The 18,625-nt window shown below is 63.4% G+C and carries 15 protein-coding genes; all 15 read right to left on the reverse strand.

Annotated features, from left to right (window positions below; genetic code table 11):
* Positions 1-81: 81 nt before the first annotated feature.
* On the reverse strand, positions 82-825 hold the full coding sequence (locus MC381_RS04935) for a FadR/GntR family transcriptional regulator (protein ID WP_251976623.1): 744 nt from the start codon (positions 823-825) through the stop codon (positions 82-84).
* Between the two features lie 174 nt (positions 826-999).
* The gene (locus tag MC381_RS04940) at positions 1,000-1,800 is read right to left on the reverse strand and encodes an NAD-dependent epimerase/dehydratase family protein (RefSeq protein WP_251976624.1); all 801 of its coding nucleotides are present in this window, start codon (positions 1,798-1,800) and stop codon (positions 1,000-1,002) included.
* An 82-nt stretch (positions 1,801-1,882) separates the two neighbouring features.
* Complete coding sequence (locus tag MC381_RS04945) at positions 1,883-3,175, reverse strand: TRAP transporter large permease (RefSeq protein ID WP_251976625.1); 1,293 nt, start codon at positions 3,173-3,175, stop codon at positions 1,883-1,885.
* A gap of 3 nt (positions 3,176-3,178) precedes the next feature.
* Entirely contained in the window at positions 3,179-3,694 is a 516-nt protein-coding gene (locus MC381_RS04950; RefSeq protein WP_251976626.1) for a TRAP transporter small permease, read from the reverse strand.
* A gap of 104 nt (positions 3,695-3,798) precedes the next feature.
* Entirely contained in the window at positions 3,799-4,734 is a 936-nt protein-coding gene (locus MC381_RS04955) for a TRAP transporter substrate-binding protein (protein WP_251976627.1), read from the reverse strand.
* Positions 4,735-5,079: 345 nt separating this feature from the next.
* Positions 5,080-6,924: a diguanylate cyclase gene (locus MC381_RS04960; protein WP_251976628.1), complete on the reverse strand. Its 1,845-nt coding sequence runs from the start codon at positions 6,922-6,924 to the stop codon at positions 5,080-5,082.
* 143 nt (positions 6,925-7,067) lie between these two features.
* Complete coding sequence (locus MC381_RS04965) at positions 7,068-8,396, reverse strand: enolase C-terminal domain-like protein (RefSeq protein WP_251976629.1); 1,329 nt, start codon at positions 8,394-8,396, stop codon at positions 7,068-7,070.
* Positions 8,397-8,433: 37 nt separating this feature from the next.
* Positions 8,434-9,567, reverse strand: coding sequence for an L-talarate/galactarate dehydratase (locus MC381_RS04970; protein WP_286009643.1), 1,134 nt, complete (start codon positions 9,565-9,567; stop codon positions 8,434-8,436).
* Positions 9,568-9,747: 180 nt separating this feature from the next.
* Complete coding sequence (locus MC381_RS04975; protein ID WP_251976630.1) at positions 9,748-10,782, reverse strand: LacI family DNA-binding transcriptional regulator; 1,035 nt, start codon at positions 10,780-10,782, stop codon at positions 9,748-9,750.
* Between the two features lie 16 nt (positions 10,783-10,798).
* Positions 10,799-11,269 carry a phosphohistidine phosphatase SixA gene (sixA, locus tag MC381_RS04980; RefSeq protein ID WP_251976631.1) on the reverse strand — a complete coding sequence of 157 codons (471 nt, stop codon included), beginning with the start codon at positions 11,267-11,269 and terminating at the stop codon, positions 10,799-10,801.
* Entirely contained in the window at positions 11,269-12,318 is a 1,050-nt protein-coding gene (locus MC381_RS04985) for an NAD(P)H-dependent glycerol-3-phosphate dehydrogenase (RefSeq protein WP_251976632.1), read from the reverse strand. Before MC381_RS04985 ends, sixA begins: the two co-directional genes overlap by 1 nt.
* A gap of 157 nt (positions 12,319-12,475) precedes the next feature.
* Positions 12,476-13,918, reverse strand: coding sequence for an NAD(P)(+) transhydrogenase (Re/Si-specific) subunit beta (locus MC381_RS04990; protein WP_251976633.1), 1,443 nt, complete (start codon positions 13,916-13,918; stop codon positions 12,476-12,478).
* A 16-nt stretch (positions 13,919-13,934) separates the two neighbouring features.
* Complete coding sequence (locus MC381_RS04995; RefSeq protein ID WP_251976634.1) at positions 13,935-15,506, reverse strand: Re/Si-specific NAD(P)(+) transhydrogenase subunit alpha; 1,572 nt, start codon at positions 15,504-15,506, stop codon at positions 13,935-13,937.
* Between the two features lie 574 nt (positions 15,507-16,080).
* Entirely contained in the window at positions 16,081-17,529 is a 1,449-nt protein-coding gene (locus tag MC381_RS05000) for a protein adenylyltransferase SelO (protein WP_251976635.1), read from the reverse strand.
* Between the two features lie 138 nt (positions 17,530-17,667).
* A complete protein-coding gene (locus MC381_RS05005) occupies positions 17,668-18,516 on the reverse strand; it encodes a protein bax (protein ID WP_251976636.1) in 849 nt (282 codons plus the stop codon).
* Between the last annotated feature and the right edge of the window lie 109 nt (positions 18,517-18,625).

The following is an 18,625-nucleotide window of genomic DNA, read 5'->3' on the forward strand; positions in this document are numbered from 1 at the left end:
CACCCGACCGCAGAACGGCGTGGCAGAGCATGTCACCGCCTATCGAATATCGTCGAACGCCGCTGCGCCACAACCCTCGGGTCAGGCGCCGGCACCTTCCTGATAGGCAGCGTAGTTCTCGTAGGCCCGCTGGAGATGGCGATGCATGGCATCGTGCGCGGCTTCGCGCTGGCCCGCGACGATGGCCTGCAAAACGTCGGCATGCTCGCGCGCCACCCTTTCAAGATAGTAAGCCAAGGCCGCCGGGTCGAGTTCCACGGCCAACAATTTCGTCCGCGGGATCGCCCCCTCATTGAGCTGATCGTAGAGCGAGACGAAGAACGGATTGTGTGTCGCTTCGACGACGGCGCGATGAAAGACGTAGTCCTCATGGCGTGCCTGACTGCCGCTTTCGCAGGCGGCCAGGAACTCGGCATGCGCCGCCTCGAGCGCGGCGACATCCGCCTCGGTACGTCGCACGGCCGCCAGTGCGGCCGCTTCGGCGTCCAGCGTCATGCGCAGCTCGAGCACGTGAAGGATATCTTCCGCCGTGGTGGCGCTGATCCGGCGCACGGGAAACGCCCGCTCCGGCGCGGAACGCAGCACGCGCGTGCCGATGCCCCGCCGCGTCTCGACCAGCCCCATCGACTTCAGATGCGCAATCGCCTCGCGCACGGCCGTGCGGCTGACGCCGAACATCTCGCATAGCTGGCTTTCAGTCGGCAGCTTGTCCCCTACCGCGATACGCCCCTGGGTGATCAGGGATTCGAGCTGCCGGGCGATCTGACGAGACAGGCTCTCCTGCGTCGATATGCGTTTGATCTCCCAGGCCTTGGTCTGCTCCATCGTCTTGCCTACCTCATCGGTGCTATCGCTCGATGATGGCAATGCCGGCCTGACTGTCAGGCTCGCACCGCCGCCACCGCTGTCTGATGTTTCAAGGCGATACCCTAACAGATCGGCAGCCCCGCGCTGCCGCCATTCGTCTTCCGGGCGTCCTGGCGCATGGCCGAGGCACGCTCACTCGTCGTCGGGATGCCCCTGAGCGACGAATTTGCCGCCCTGATAGCGCACCGCGGGGTCATCCGGAGACTGCGGCGGCGCGGCCCGTTCGACCTCGGCTCGCCACGGGGCCGAACTTTCCCGCGGCACCCAGCCGAGAAACCGGGCGTGACGGTTATCCCACCACTGCTCATCGTTGTCGGAGGCCCCGTAGACCACCGTGCAACCCAGCTGCGGTGCCTGAAACGCGCGTTCGAGCAGGGCCACGAAATCCTCGACGCCGAGCCAGGTTGCCAGCATGCGCGGATCTTTGGGCTGCGGAAAGCAGGAGCCGATGCGCACGCTCAGTGTCTCGACGGCAAACTTGTCGTGGTAGAGGCTGGCCAGGTCCTCGCCGAAGCACTTGGAGAGCCCATAGAGCGAATCCGGGCGGTGCGGCACCTGGTTATCAAGGCGCGTGGTGCGTTCGTAAAAACCGATCGTGTGATTGGAACTCGCGAAGACCACCCGAGGCTTGCCCTGCTTGCGCGCCGCTTCGTAGAGATTGTAAGCCCCCACGATATTGGCCTGGAGAATCCCCTCCCAGGGTTTCTCGACCGAGATGCCGCCGAGATGCACGATACCGTCGCAGCCGGCGACCAGGTCTTCAACCGCGCCGGCATCCGATAGCTCGCAGCCGACGATCTCCTCGTGCGCGGCCGCTTCGCCCAGATCGGCGATATCGGAAAGCCGGACCTGCTCGGCCAGACGCCCTAGATGCGGACGAATCGCCTGTCCGACGCCGCCGGCGGCCCCAGTGACTAGTAGTCGTTTCAACATGATGCGTCTCCTTTAGCGATCCTGCGCACGCCCCGCCGCCAAGTCGCGACCGGCGCGTGCCAAATGTGTCGGGCAGCAACGGCTAGCCACCAAGCCCCTGCAACCAATCCGGCAAGGCCAGCGAGACCGACGGTACATAGGTCACCAACATCAGCACCACGAACAGAGCCAGGTAGAACGGCCAGATCGTCTTCACTGTCTGCTCGATCTTGATGCCACCGATCGCGCTGCCGACGAACAGGCAGCCGCCCACCGGCGGCGTGCAGAGCCCGACCCCGAGATTCATCATCATCATGATGCCGAACTGGATCGGGTCCATGCCGAACTGCTGGGCCACGGGCAGGAAGATCGGGGTGCAGATCAGAATCAGTGGCGCCATGTCCATGATCATGCCCAGCGCCAGCAGCAGCAGGTTGAGCATCAGCAGCACGACGATCGGATTGTCCGAGACCGATGTCAGGCCGTCGGCCAACAGTTGCGGCACGTTGTAGAGGGCCAGCAGATAGGAAAAGGCCGAGGCACAACCGACCAGAATCATGACCAGCGCCGTCGTCTTGACCGCCTGGTAGACCGCTTTCTTGAACGGCTCCCAGCGCAGCTCCCGGTAGACGAGACCGGTCACGACGATGGCGTATATCGCGCCGAACGCACCGGATTCCGTCACGGTCAGAATGCCCGACAACACCCCGCCGACGATGATGACCGCCGTCATCAGTCCCGGTAACGAAGCGAAGAAACTCACGAACAGCGCCTCCCAGCCCGGGAAGGTCTCGCCGCCATAACCGCGCTTGACCGCCACCACGTAGGCCGCGACAGCCAATGCCAGACACATCAGAATGCCCGGCACGATCCCCGCGACGAACAACTGGGTGACCGAAATGCCCCCGCCCGCAGCCACCGCATAAAGAATCATGTTGTGACTGGGCGGAATCACCACGCCAGCGATCGACGACGTCACCGTGACATTGACCGCATAGTCGGTGTCGTAGCCCTTCTCCTTCATGACCGGAATCAGGATCGAGCCTAGCGCCGACGTATCGGCCACGGCGGAGCCGGAGATGCCGCCGAACAGCATGGAAGACGTCACGTTGACCATGCCGAGGCCCCCGCGCATGCGTCCGACCGCCGCCGAGGCAAAGCGCACCAGACGGCGGGAGATGCCGCCGTGAAGCATCAGCTCACCGGCAAAGATGAAAAACGGAATGGCCAGCAGCGAGAAGACCGAGATGCCCGAAATAATGCGCTGAAAGCCGACAAACAGCGGCAGCCCCTCGTAGAGAAAGGTCACGATCGACGCCAGCCCGACCGCAAAGGCGATCGGCGCACCGACGACCAATCCCACGACGAAAACACCGAAAAGTATGGCCAGTCCCATGAGTCAGCTCCCTGCTCGACCGGAACGCAGCATGCGCTGCAACAGATTGGCCACGGTGAAGACCACCATGAGCCCCCCGCAGATCACCAGCGGCAAGGCACGCCAGCTCTCCGACAGCCCGAGCATCGGAATCGGGCGTCCGACGTTGTTCATCACCATGAGCCAGCCCTGCCAGGCCATGAAGGCGCCGAACAGCAACACGAAGCCATCGGCGATCGCATGCATCACGATCCGCGGTATGCGCGGCGCGCCCTCGCGCAGAAAATCGATACTCAGATGGGAGTTGAAGCGTACCCCCGCCGCGGCCCCCAGGCAGGTGATGTAGACGACGATGAGCAGAGAGGACTGCTCGATCCAGGTCGGCGTGTCATTAAGCACATAGCGCCCGAAGACCAACCAACCGAATGACAGAATGAGAAAGACCAGCAGCACACCGGCAACGATCAGACACAGCCGCGCCAGACCGTCCAGCACCCGGTCGAGCCCGTGGCTCCCGGCAGTACTCGAGACGTTATCCACGATGGAGCCCCTGTGTTCGAGAAGCGGGCCGCCCGATGACCGGCGGCCCGACAAAGACGGAAAGACGAGCCCCTGTCGTCAGGGGCTCGCCGGAAACCCGACGCCTACTGCGCCTGACGAATGTCGTCGATCAGCGATTCCAGATCCGGATGAGACGCGATGAAGGCCTGGTAGATCGGCTCCATGCGCGACTGAAAGGCTGCCTTGTCATCGATCCGATTGATCTCGACGCCCGCCGCTTCGACCTCCTCGCGACTTTTCTCAACGCCTTCCGCCCATAGCTGGCGCTGCTCTTCGGCAGCATGCTGGGCGGCTTCCCGCACGATCGACTGATCCTCGTCGGAGAGTGCATCCCAGCTGGAGGCGGCCACGCACAGGCACTCCGGAATGATCAGGTGCTCGGTCTCCGAATAGTACTTGGCAACTTCGAAATGGTTGCTGGAGTCGAACGAGGGATAGTTGTTCTCGGCACCGTCAATGACACCGGTCTTGAGCGACTGGAAGACTTCGCCGTAGGACATCGGCGTCGCGTTGCCGCCCAGGGCATCGACCATCTGCACATAAAGGTCGTTGTTCATGACACGAAGCTTCAGCCCCTGGAGATCATCCGGCGTCTCGATGGGATGATCGGTGTTGTAGAAGCTTCGCGCACCGGAGCCGAACCAGGACAGCGCGATCAGATCCTTTTCCGCCAACGCATCGGCGAAGCGTTCTCCGATCTCACCGTCCATGAGCTGATACATTTGGTCGACATTGTTGAACAGGAACGGCAGCGACAACACGTTGGTTTCAGACACGATCGGCCCCATCGGCCCCATGTTGAAGTTGCCGAAGTCGAGTGCGCCACTACGCGTCTGCTCGATCGCATCGGGCTGATCGCCCAACACCGCATTGTTGTAGACTCGGGGATTGAGACGACCCTCGGTCTTCTCCGAGACCTCGTCGGCGAATGACTGCAGTGCCACCGAGTTGGGATAGCCGTCCGGGTGCACGTTCCACCCGCGCCAGTCGGCCGCTTGCACGGAGACACTCCCCGCCATCGCCAGCGCAGCAACAGCCGCCGCACCGAGACGGCTCGCGAAGCGTAATGGCGGCTGTCGTGAATCTTGTAAGGACGGCGATGGCGAGAAGCGTGACCGGGAAACAATGGGAAGAGATCGTTCGGTGTGTGGCATGACGCGCTCCATGGTCGATGAGGACGCTTGCTTGTTATCGCGATCAAATTGCCATACATCATACTTACGAAAATATTAGACTTTGGCAGCCAGGCCGTCGCCCTCGCGCTGGCGACGCCCTCCTGCCGAGCACCAGAAGGCTGATACAGGGCGGTTCCCGCTTCCTGGCCGGGAACTGCCCCGCGCTTCCCAGCACTGAACCGCCCGCCCTTACTGGCCCTGAACCGACACCCGGTCGGCGGTGGCGGCCTCGTTCGCCCTGGCGATAACCCCCCGGTTGCGCCCCTGATGCTTGGCACGATAGAGCGCGCGATCTGCCAGTATGATCAGTTCGCCGGGGGCGCGGGAGTGATCGGGATAGCTGGCGATACCGCCAGAGAGCGTCACGCACCCGAGCGCCCTGTCACGGTAATAAAGCGGCGTCGAGGCCAGCGTCGCCAGCAAGGCGTCGAGACGCGCCTTTGCGCCTTGAGGGGATTCACCAGGCAGTAACACGACAAACTCTTCCCCGCCCAGACGGCAGACCGTTCCCTGATCGCGAAAATGAGCCTGCAGCGTGGTAGCTACCTGCACGAGCACGCTGTCACCGGCATCGTGCCCGAAATCGTCGTTGATGCGCTTGAAGTGATCGATATCCAGAATCAGCAAGGTAAACGGCTGATGGCAAACCGCCGACTCACGGCAGCAACGTTCAAAGACGAGATCGAACTGGCGCCGATTGTAGAGCCCGGTCAACGCATCGCGGAAAGAGAGACGCTCGAGTTCGTTGACCAGACGGCCAAGTGCCGCCGTGCGCGATGCCACCTTCTGCTCCAGCGTCTCGTTCGCGCGCGCCAGTTGACGATGCACCTGGTGGTAGCGGTAAAGCGAGATCGAGACGCAGGCCAGAGAAAAGGCAAGTGCCCCATAGCTCAACGGAATCGACTGCCAGGGCAGGAACGCATGGGCCACCAGGATATCGGCCAGCAGCAGAGGCGAAAAGACGGCAAAACTCAGGACCACGGTACGCTGGGTATGATCCAGACGACGCCACTGGCAAAGCGCTAACGTCAGCATGATCGGCAGCGATATCATCAGCAGCCCATCGAAGATCGGGAAAGTCAGGGATAGGCTAAGCATGCCAGCCTGCACGAGCCCCATCACCGTCACGACATACAGCAGGTGCAGGGACCAAAGCCAGGTCATCCAGCGCCTCGCCCGCCCCTCGAGCCAATACGCCAGAATCAGTCCAATCGCCACCGGCAGCATGTAATAGCTGAAGGCACGCAGGACATCCCAGGCGAGCGCATCGTCGACAATCAGCTGCCTGGCTGGCAGCTCGGCCAGCAGCATGAGCCCCGAAGCGCCCGCGAAGAGCGCGATCGCGCCGAACCCGCGACGCTCGACCCCGGTAATCGCGAAAATCGCCGCAAACAGGGCCAAGGCGAGGGCCAGCGCACTCACCGCCACATCCCAGGCCGAGCGCTGGATGATCCGGCTCAGGGCCTCGCTGCGTTCCATCACGCTCACTTCGCCCCAGAGTCCGATGCTGGTGTAGTCGGAAAAAACGCGGACATACAGCCTCTGGCCGGCAAAACCATCGGGTAGCGGGATCAGATGCCATGGCCAGCCGGCAAACACGATCTCTCCCGGGGTCTGGAAATCGCCATGCTGATAGACAAGCCGATCACCGACGTAGACCTGAGCGATCAGGTCGATACTGGTGATATAGAGCACAGGATCCAGCCACTGCCCGACGGGGAGAGTCGCCCGAAACCAGACCTTTTCCCGCCCCTGCCGATTCGGCGGATTGGCGGGAAACGCGATCGGCCGCCAAGCCGACGTCGCTGCCGCCAGTCCGTCACGCTGGAGCTGAGCCGTTGCTGTCGGCGCCTCTTCTCGCGTCCACTGCCGTACGCCCGATTCGTTGACCGGAGAATCTCCCCAGCGATAGGCCCAGTCATTTGGCAAATGCGCGGACGTCTCGATCGCAGGCGACCCGGGAATCGAGGTCGCGACGAAAACCAGACCTATCAGTAGCAGGCCCAGACAGGTGGCGAGGCCGAGTGGACGCATTGTGAGCTCCCGGTCGTCAGAAGCCCTTAGTCTAATGAAACAAAATGTAATTAAACATATCTGGCGGACACTTTGTCCCTCGATCCATCGATCATCGCCCCGGCCAGGGCGTCCGAGAAGACAACCGGCCGAGGCCGTCGATATCAGCGCACCAGGGCAGGGCGCTTGGGATCGAAGCACCAGCCATCGACGAGATACTGCATCGCCATGGCGTCATTGCGACTGCGCACGTCGAGGGACTTGTAGAGCGCGTGAGCCTTCTCGACCTGTGCCATGTCCAGAGTCACACCGAGTCCTGGCGTCTTCGGCACCGCCAGCTTGCCGCCGCGAATCTCGAACGGCGCTTCGGTCAGGCGCTGTCCGTCCTGCCAGATCCAGTGGGTATCGATAGCGGTGATGTCGCCCGGGCAAGCCGCCGCGACGTGAGTCATCATCGCCAGCGAGACATCGAAGTGGTTGTTGGAGTGCGATCCCCAGGTCATGCCCCACTCATCGCACAGTTCACCGACCATGACAGCGCCCTGCATGGTCCAGAAGTGGCAGTCCGCCAGCGGGATGTCGACCGCATTGAGTGCCACGGCATACTGCAGCTGCTTGAAGTCGGTGGCGATCATGTTGGTCGCCGTTGGCAGCCCCGTGCGCTTCTTGAACTCGGCCATGGTCTCGCGCCCGGACCAGCTCTCCTCCTGACCGCACGGGTCTTCCGCATAGCTGAGCAGGTCCTTGATCGGTTCGAGCACCCTCACCGCCTCATCGAGCGTCCAGGCCCCGTTGGGGTCGAGCGTCAGGCGCGCCTCGGGGAAGGCTTCGTGCAACGCGCGGATACAGTCGGCTTCCTCCTCACCACGCAATACGCCGCCCTTGAGCTTGAAGTCCTTGAAGCCGTAGCGGGCATAGGCCGCCTTGGCCAGTTCGGCGACTGACTCGGGCGTCAACGCCTCGCGCCGGCGCACGTCATCCCAGGCATCGACCGGGTTATCCGCCTGCGGATACGGCAGATCGGTCTTCGCCGGGTCGCCAAGCAGAAACAGATAGCCGAGCGCCTCTACCTCGTCGCGCTGGCGACCGAAGCGGCCCAGCAAATCCGCCACCGGCTGACCTACCGCCTGTCCGTAGAGATCGAACAGCGCGGATTCGATCGCGGTCAGCACGTGCACCGCGACACGCAGATCGAAAGTCTGGCGCCCCCGCTCCTCCCGGCCATTGCCGGCGAGCAGCAGTCGCGAGCGGTTGAGTGTCTGCTTGACGTCATTGACCGGCGAGCCCATGACCAGGTCGCGACACTGCTCCAGTCCTTTGAGGATACCCTCGCTGGAGGGAATCTCGCCGACGCCCTGATTGCCGGCATCGTCTTCCAGAATTAGCAGGCAGCGGATGAACCAGGGCGCGTGACCGCCGCTCAGATTGAGCAGAAAGCTGTCATAACCCGCCACCGGCATGACGGTCATCTTGGTTACCTTGGGGAAACGCATCTCGCACTCCTTCTTGAACAGGATCAGGACGAAAGGCTCAGCCTTGACGCTTGCCGAACTCGGCACTATCGACCGTCCATTCGCGCGCCTGCTCGGTCAGAGTGATGCCGAGTCCGGGACGACTCGGTACCAGCATGCGGCCATCACGGGTTTCCAGGCTCTCGTTGAACAGTGGCTCGAGCCAGTCGAAGTGCTCGACCCAGGGCTCGCTGGGATAAGCGGCGGCAAGGTGCAGATGGATCTCCATGGCAAAATGCGGGGCCAGCTGCAGGCCAGCGGCATCAGCGGCGGCGGCCAGCTTGAGGAACTGGGTGATACCACCGATGCGGGGCGCATCCGGCTGGATGATATCGGCGCTGCGGTGCTTGATCAGCTCCATGTGCTCGCCGACGCTGGCCAGCATCTCCCCGGTGGCAATCGGCGTGTCGAGCGCCGCCGCCAACGCGGCGTGACCCTCGGCATCGTAGGCATCCAGCGGTTCCTCGATCCAGACCAGGTTGTAGGGCTCCATGGCTCGACCGAAACGCAGTGCCGTGGCACGGTCCCACTGCTGGTTGGCGTCGATCATCAGCGGCACGTCATCGCCGAGATGCTTGCGCACGGCCTCGACTCGCTGAAGATCCACCTTCATGTCCGGCTGGCCAACCTTGATCTTGACCCCCTTGATACCGTTCTCCAGAGAACGGGTCGCGTTCTCCTTCACTTCCTCGATCGGCGTATGCAGGAACCCGCCCGACGTGTTGTAGCACTGGACCGAGTCACGATGCGCACCGATCAGCTTGGCCAGCGGCAGTTCCGCCCGCTTGGCCTTCAGATCCCACAGCGCGACATCGACGGCCGCAATGGTCTGCGTCGAGAGCCCACTGCGGCCGACGGAGGCACCGGCCCACACCAACTTCTGCCATAGCTTGCCGATGTCGCTGGGGTCCTCGCCCAGAATGGCCGGTGCGATCTCCTTGGCATGCGCGAACTGGCCGTAACCGCCTGCGCGCTTGGAGTAGCTGAAGCCCAGCCCCCGATGACCATCGCGAGTCTCGATCTCGGCAAACAGGAAAGAGACCTCGGTCATCGGCTTCTGACGGCCGGTCAACACCTTGGCATCGCTGATCGGCGTCGCCAGCGGCAGCAGCACGTGAGAAAAACGGATCCAGCTGATGGCATCAAAGGACATGGGTCTACCTCGTTTGGCGTGGCGGGGAGAGATGCTCCCGTTCCATCCCGCCGCGAAATGATAGCGCTATCATCAACGTCGGTCGGGCGCTGTTTCGAGCGGATGTTAGCGCAACCAATTTGTATGACAAAGACACCGAGCACAAATTGCGACCAAAGCACTAGGCGGGATCAGCGCCATTCAGGTCGTGTCACGATCGATAATCTGGAAACCCAGATCACGCTTCTGGCCGGCCCGTTCGAAGTAGGGCATCGACATGCGAGATAGCAGATGCTTGGCGGCCTCGCGGCCAATGCTCGCGCCGTCGATGCGCACCGTACTGAGCGCCGGAAAACTGGCACCGGCATAGCTGCTGTCGCCGAAGCCCATGATCGCGAGCTCGTCGGGCACCGCGATCCCCCGGCTTTGCGCCTCGGCCAGCACGCCCATGGCGAGGATGTCGGAGCTGCAGACGATCGCATCCGGGCGCTGCGGACTGTCCAGCAAGGCCGCACTCTTCTCGCGCCCCCAGGGCATGCTCGAAGGCGTGCCGACCTCGTGAAGTCGGTATTCGCCACGCCCGCCGGCCGCCAGCGCCTCGGTAAAACCGGCAACGCGTCGACGAGCCCGGGAATCGTCGGCCGAAATCAAACCAAAGCGCCGGTGCCCGCGCGCCAGTAGATGCTCGGCCACCGCCTGCCCCACCGCTTCATGAGAGAAGCCCACCAGCATGTCCAGCGGGGTCTCGGCCATGTCCCAGATCTCGACCAGCGGCACCTCGGCAGCCTGTAGTCGGCGCGTCGCCAGCTCGGAGTGCCGGCAGCCGGTCAGCACGATGCCATCCGGACGGCGGCTGAGGACGGTCTCGAGGATCGTCTCCTCCTGCTCTGGGGTATAGCCGATCAGACCCAGCAGAACCTGATAGCCCTGGGGCGCCAGCACGCTCATGACCGTCTGTACCACCTCGGCAAACAGCGAGTGCGAGACGGTCGGTACCAACAGCGCCACCAGCCGGCTGCGACTGGAGGCGAGTGCGCCGGCCACGCGGTTAGGCACATAGCCGGTCTCGAGCACCGCCTGCTGAACCTTCTGTCGCGTCGTCTCGCTGACCAGATGGGGCTGGTTGAGCGCGCGCGACACGGTCATTGGCGCGACACCGGCAACCCGCGCCACGTCGATCAGGCGCGCACTGCCGGTGGAGCGTGAAGAGCGGGGCTTGTCGTCGTATTCGCTCACGGTCGCATGGCTCCGCTCAGGCGTGGGGGGGCGCCACGAACGCTCTCAGCGTCGCACACCCCGCCGCCCACACATCGGCTTCCAGCAGCGCGATCCCGGCGGTCGGAAACGCCAGGCCGGCCCCGGGGGAGCCGTCGACCAGACGACCGGCCAGTCCTCCGACCAGCGGCATGTGGCTGACGAGAATCAGCGGGCGCGTCGTCTCGTGCGCCGTCAGACGTTCGACCAATGCCTCGAGGTCGTCATCCGGCGTGATGCCGTCGGCCGTTTCCTGCGTCAGACGGGTGGCGCACGCAATGGCCTCGGCCGTCTGGCGCGCCCGCGTGAACGGGCTCGCCCAGAGCCGAGCCGTCGCCAATTCAGGCCGTCTCGCGAGCCATTGCCCGGCACTGGCCGCCTCGACCTCACCGCGACGCGTCAATCGCCGCTCGGCATCGGGCGCACCGGCAGCCGCTTCACCGTGTCGTACGATCGCCAGCCAGCCCATCAGTCGACATCCGGCGCGAGCTGGTGCGCCTCGGCAACCGACTCGCGGGAGAGCATGAACTCGACGTCGCTGCTCTGCTCGTTTTCCATCAGGGATTTCGCCATGTCGCGGGCGGGAACGTCGTCGAACATGACGTGATAGAGCCCCTGCGCCAGCGGCATATAGATCTCCTCCGCCCGGGCCTTTTCGCACACCAGCTTGACGGTATTGACCCCCTCGGCAACCTGCCCCAGCGCCTCGATCGCCTCGTCGAGATCGCGTCCTTCGCCCAGCGCATAGCCGATACGGTAGTTGCGCGACAGCTGCGAGGAACAGGTCACGATCAAATCGCCGACACCCGAGAGGCCAAGGAATGTCATCGGGTTGGCACCCAGCGCCACGGCGAAGCGGCTCATTTCCGCCAGCGCCCGGGTCATCAGCATGGCGCGCGTGTTCTCGCCCATGCCGAGCGCCGCAGCCATCCCGGCGGCAATGGCATAGATGTTCTTGAGCGAACCGCCCAGCTCGGCGCCGTAGCGGTCATTACCCGCGTAGACGCGGAAATAGCTGCAGCCGAGCGCAGCCTGCACATAGGCCCGCGTGACCGGGTCGTCGCTGGCGATGACCGTTCCTGTCAGCTGTTTCTGCGCGATTTCAGCGGCGAGGTTGGGGCCGGAAAGTACGCCGATGTGAGGCGAACCGGTTTCCTCCTCGATCAACTGGCTCATCAGCTTGAAGCCTTCCGCCTGAATCCCCTTGGTCGTGGTGACCAGTATCTGCTCCGGGCGCAGATGCTCGCGCACCTGACGCAATACGGCACGAAACGCCTTTGACGGAATGGCGATAAAGACCACTGCCGCCTCGGCTACGGTCCATGCGAGATCGGTCGACGCCACGACGTTCTCATTGATCGGGTACTCGGGCAGATAGCGCCCGTTGCGATGCTCGCGGTTGATCTGCTCGACCAATGTCTCGTCGCGCAGCCACTGGCGAACCTCGGCGCCGTTATCCGCGGCGATACTCGCGATGGCGGTGCCGAAACTGCCGCCACCAAGGACGGCCACCTGCATGCGTTCGTCTGATCCGGCTTTATCTGGCATTGTCGTTCCATTGACGATGAGCGATAGCCACAGTGTAACGAAAAACGCCCCGTAACTGGCGAGCAGTCCCGGGGCGAGTTGGTTCGTCGGTCGAGAAAAGGGCCGACGCGTGGCCGAGCGACGCGATTCAGTCGATCATCGGCACCAGCGCGTCGATGCTCGAGCGCGCATCGCCGTAGAGCATGCGCGTGTTCTCCTTGAAGAACAGCGGGTTCTCGATGCCGGAGTAGCCGGTCCCCTGCCCGCGCTTGCAGACGAAGACCTGCTTGGCCTCCCAGACCTTGAGCACCGGCATGCCAGCAATCGGGCTACCCGGATCTTCCTGCGCGGCCGGATTGACGATGTCGTTGGAGCCGATGACGATCACCACGTCGGTGTCGGCAAAGTCGTCATTGATCTCGTCCATCTCCATGACGATGTCGTACGGCACCCGCGCTTCCGCCAGCAGTACGTTCATATGGCCCGGCAAGCGACCGGCGACCGGGTGAATGCCGAAACGCACATTCTTGCCAGACGCCCGCAGCTTGCGCACCAGTTCGCTGACCGCATTCTGCGCCTGCGCCACGGCCATACCGTAGCCCGGCACGATGATCACGTTCTCCGCATCGTTCAACGCGCTGGCGACGCCACCGGTATCGATCGATATCTGCTCGCCCTCGATCTCGGCCGCTTCGCTCTGCGTCGCACCGAAACCGCCCAGAATCACGCTGACGAAATTGCGATTCATCGCCTTGCACATGATGTAGGAGAGGATCGCCCCCGAAGAGCCGACCAGCGCGCCGGTGACGATCAGCAGATCGTTGGAGAGCGTGAAGCCGATCGCTGCCGCCGCCCAGCCGGAGTAGCTATTGAGCATCGACACGACGACCGGCATATCGGCCCCGCCAATGCCCATGATCAGATGCCAACCGATGAAGAAGGCCAGTCCCGCGATCAGAAACAGCGTCCAGAAGCCAGCGCCGTTGAAATAGGCGATCGCGAGAATCAGCGAAAGCAGTACCGCCCCCCCATTGAGCCAGTGGCCGCCGGGCAGCTTATGTGGCTTGCCACCGACTTTGCCGGCTAGTTTGCCGAAAGCCACCACGGAGCCGGTAAACGTTACCGCGCCGATGAAGACGCCCAGTACGACTTCTACCTGCAGGAAGGTCAGCTCCGCCGGCGTCTTGTGCGCCAGCATCGTGGCGAAGGCAGAGAGACCGTCGAAGGAGACCCCGGCGGCCTGGATCGCCGCTACCCGCGTGCGCTCCATATCGGCATTCCAGCCGATGAAGACCGCAGCCAGGCCGACGAAGCTGTGCAGGGCCGCCACCAGCTGCGGCATCTCGGTCATCTCGACCTTGCGTGCCAGCCAGACACCGATGGCCGCCCCGATCAACGCCATCGGAATCAGCCAGCCGAAGCCGCCGATTCGTGGCCCGAGTGCGGTCGACAGCACCGCGATAGCCATACCGGCGATGCCGTACCAGACCGCCCGTTTGGCCTTTTCCTGATTGCTCAGCCCGCCCAGCGACAGGATGAACAGCACACTCGCCGCGATCGCCGCGGCGGAAACGAATTCTTGCTGCAACATATCGAGTCTCCGCGGATCAAGATTTCTGGAACATGGCGAGCATGCGACGCGTCACGAGGAAGCCGCCGACGACGTTGATCGAGGCAATCAGCACCGAAATACCGGCCAGCAACGCGATCAGCCAACTGCCCGAGCCGATCTGCAGAATTGCGCCGAGAATCACGATGCCGGAAATAGCGTTGGTGACGGCCATCAACGGCGTGTGCAGCGAGTGACTGACGCTCCAGATCACCTGGAACCCGACGAAACAGGCGAGCGCAAAGACGATGAAGTGCTGCATGAACGAGGCCGGCGCCACCAGGCCCAGCAGCCACATCACCACGCCGCCGGCCACCAGCATGCCGACCTGGGTCCGCGTCTGCTTGACGAAGGCCGCGTGCTCGGCGGCGCGCTTCTCCTCCGGCGTCGGCTCCTTCGGCTTGGCCTTGGGCTGGCTCGCACCGATCGCCTTCACCTTGGGCGGCGGCGGCGGGAAGGTGATCTCGCCGCCGTGCGTCACCGTAGCGCCGCGAATCACGTCATCCTCCATATCGTGCACGATGACACCGTCTTTCTCGGGCGTCAGATCGGTCAGCATATGGCGAATGTTGGTCGCGTAGAGCAGCGAAGACTGCGTCGCCATGCGCGAGGGAAAATCGGTGTAACCTACCACGATCACGCCGTTATCGGTGACAATACGCTCGTCCGGCACGGTGGCGTCGCAGTTGCCGCCCTTCTCGGCGGCCAGATCGACAACGACCGAGCCTGGCTTCATCAACGCGACCATCTCGTCGAGCCACAGCTTCGGGGCGGGCCTGCCGGGAATCAGCGCCGTGGTGATGACAATGTCCACCTCCGGCGCCTGCTCACGGAACAGCGCTAGCTGCTTTTCGCGGAATTCGGGACTGGAGGGCGCCGCGTAACCGCCGCTACCGGCACCATCCTGGTTCTCTTCGAAATCAAGGAACAGGAACTCCGCCCCCATCGACTCGATCTGCTCGGCAACTTCCGGACGCACGTCAAAGGCGCGTACCACGGCGCCGAGGCTGGTCGCCGTGCCGATGGCCGCAAGCCCCGCCACGCCGGCACCGACGACGAGTACCTTTGCCGGTGGCACCTTGCCCGCGGCGGTCACCTGGCCGGTGAAAAAACGGCCGAACTGGTTACCGGCCTCGATCACCGCCCGATAGCCGGCGATATTGGCGGTACTGGAAAGCGCATCCATCTTCTGGGCGCGGGAGATTCGCGGCACCATATCCATGGCGACCACGGTGGCCCCCTTCTCGCGACAGCGTTCGAGCCGGTCTTCATTCTGTGCCGGCCAGAAGAAGGCGATCAGCGTCTGGCCCTCGCGCAGTCGCTCGACCTCGCGCTCTTCCGGCTCACGTACCTTGATTACCACCTCGGCATCGCGCCAGAGCGCATCGGCACCGTCGACCACGACGACGCCGGCCTCGCGATAGGCCTCATCGCTGAACCCGGCGGCGGCTCCTGCCCCGCTCTCGATCAGGCAGTCATGCCCCAGTTTCTGTATCTGCTGGGCACTTTCCGGCGTCAACGCCACGCGCGCCTCGCCCTTGGCCAGCTCCTTCGGCGCACCGATCTTCATGCGGTCCCCTCCTTGAAATGTGCGATCACGCGTCCTGCGCAGACCACGCCAGACTGATTCCCGAAGCCTCGGGGCATGGAACGCTGAGCCATGCGTGTAGCCTCCTGAATGACGACAAGCCGTCACCGACTGCCAAGCTGGACGAGCAGCATGACAACGCCGCGAGCGGTCTCGATAAACGTCTTAACGTTAACGATGAAAACCGTGAACTACGGTGGGTAATCCTAGTTTTGAGGAAAGCGAGGGAGAGGATCAAGCCATCGTGAGAAAAACCAACCCGATCAATCGCCTATAGACATCATAAGCTTGAAGTTATACTAAATATCGCCACTAACATTTTGATTAGACAATAAAAAAGCAGACCTGTGGTCTGCTTTATCCTGATTATAATGGATCGCTTATTTCAGACTTTTACGATAGTCGCGCGTCGATACTCCACCATTGTCGATGCGCTCGACGGTTTGCCTGGCACCCGCCCACTACCGATCACCTCGGGGATGAACGCACGCCAGGTACCGGCACATGACAAGGCACCGCCACATGACAAGGCACCGCCACATGACAAGGCATCGACTCACGACGAACAGGAGAGACAGACCGGGGGCGCATTGCGCGGCGGCGCCTCGCTCCAGGCCGCCATACCAGGACGCGCCTCGAAAGGTGACGCCAATAGCTCGCGGAAGGTCTGCAGCGGCACCGTGTCACCGGCCTGCGCGGCCTCGATCACCTGCTGCGCCAGATGGGTTCGCAGCACGTAGAGCGGATTGACGCGACGCATCGCGGCCAGGCGTTCGGTCTCGCTACGCGACTCCATTGCCAACCGCCGCCGATAGCGCTCCAGCCAATCGGCCAAGCCCGGGTCGTCGATCTCCTCGCTCAACGACAGGCCACCCACCACGTCCTGGTCGGCCAGCGCGCGAAAACTGCGATGGAAATCCGCACGGGAACGCGCCAGCAGATCCAGCCAGGCATCGATCAGCTCGCCGTCGTCATCCTGTTCGGTTTCCAGTCCCAGACGTGCGCGCATCAGGATCGCGTAAGCCGCCTGCAGGGTCGGTTCGTAGCTATCGAGAATCTCGCGCAGCCGCTCCACGGCAATCAGCGGCGTCAACGATTGACCCAGCACGGTCAGATTCCAGAGCGCTACGCCAGGCTGTTGATCGAACGCGTAGCGTCCGCTGGAATCGGTATGGTTGGGCGTCAGGTCCGGCTCGTAGCGATCCATGAAGGCATAGGGGCCATAATCCAGCGTCAGCCCCAGAATCGACATGTTGTCGGTGTTCATGACCGCATGCACGAAACCGTAGGCCTGCCAGCGGGCAATCAGCTCCGCCGTGCGCGTGACGGCGTCTTGGAACATCGCCTCCATCGGCGCCTCGTGCTGCGCCAGATCCGAGCGGTGACGATCGATGACGTGGCGCATCAGCCGCTCGAGATCGTCGTGGCGCTGCTGCTGGTAGAGCCACTCGAAGTGGCCGAAGCGAACATGGCTGTCGGCCAGCCGCAACAGCGTCGCGCCCGGCTCGACGCGCTCGCGCATCACCTTCTCGCCGTTGACCGCCACCGCCAACGCCTGCGTGGTGGGGATGCGCAGACCACTCATTGCCTCCCCGGCGAGATATTCACGAATCGAGGAGCGCAGCACCGCGCGGCCATCGCCGAAACGCGAATACGGTGTCTGCCCAGCGCCCTTGAGGTGCAGATCGACCGGGCCGTGCGGCGTCAGCGCCTCGCCCAGGAGCAGGCCGCGCCCGTCGCCCAGCGCCGGGTTGTAGGTACCGAACTGATGACCGGTGTATTTCTGCGCCAGCGGGTCCATACCGGCCAGCAATCGTTCGCCGCTCATCAACGCCGCCAGGCGATCAGGATCGATCGACTCGATATCCAAACCCAGCCGCAGCGCAGCCGTGGGGCTGACATCCAGCACGCGCGTCTCGCGCCATGCCGTGGGCGCGACCCGCACAAAAAAATCTTCAGGAAAGCGTGACCAGACGTTGTCGAAGGTCAGGGACTCGAGGGTCATGACGAACTCCTCGGGAGGCTGGGAAAAAGGAAGAGCATTGTAGCGCAGCGCAAGCGGCCAAGACGACACGCCAAAAGTGGTGCGACCGCCCGGCACGCAGACCGCGAGCGAGGGCTAACGTCATCACCCAAGGCGAAATCAGGCCGGGCTGGCGGCTGCCACCACGCTCTCGCTACCGTGGCGGCGAATCAGATCACCGTTGGTTCGCAGCAGCGACAAGAGTTGCTGCTGGTAATCCGCCGACGTCGAATAATTGTGCAGCTCGTCGATCATCGCCTCGGCTGAGATCGACTTGCCCCTCGCCGCCAGCGTGGCACGGCGATTACGTAGCTGCGCGTAGGCACGATGCGTATTGAGGTTGTGCAGATAGGCGCGAACCCCATCCCGGACGCTGTCGAAAGTCTGGAAGCGGCGCGAAGTCCCCTGCTGTGCGATGCCGCAACCGCGCCGGAAACAGCGCATGCCGAACAGATTGTTGCTGTCCCTGGCAATGCGCGAGGTGCCCCATCCCGACTCCTCGACCGCCTGGATCACGACCATCTCCAGCGGCACCGTATTGACGCGAGACAGCAGCTCGTCGTTGACCTCGCGACTGTCACAGGCAATCGCGTATTCGTCACACAGCGCTTGCAGGCGCCGAGATTCGTCCGGCGACACCGGGTTGACCCGTGTCGTCACACCGATCAGCCAGTTGCGCTCGCGCTGGATACGCGCGTTCTCGGCCTGGACCAGCGGCACCAGCATCTCGAGAAAGGCAGCCTTGCGCTTCGGACCGGCCTGAATGTCACGCAGGTCCGGCAGTTCATTGACCGGGTCCAGCGCGGGCTGGTGGACCTCGCCGTCGAGCGTCGGTGCCGCCGGCCGGGCGTCGGCTTGGGCCGTGACCGCTAGCGGGACCGAAACGGCCAGGCTCAGCAGGGCGGCGGCAGCCAGCCTGGCGAGGCGCGGCCGCCGACGCGAATGATCGATCGAAAGGGATCGCGACATATTCGCTCTCCGTTACTAAAGATCGCGGCAGATTAACAGCAATTGGCCGCAGGGTTGAGGAAAAAACGTGCAATGGGGCTGGCGCGACAACGACAACGGCCGGCCCCGA

It is taken from the genome of Salinicola avicenniae (assembly GCF_023736115.1).
Lineage (GTDB): Bacteria > Pseudomonadota > Gammaproteobacteria > Pseudomonadales > Halomonadaceae > Salinicola > Salinicola avicenniae.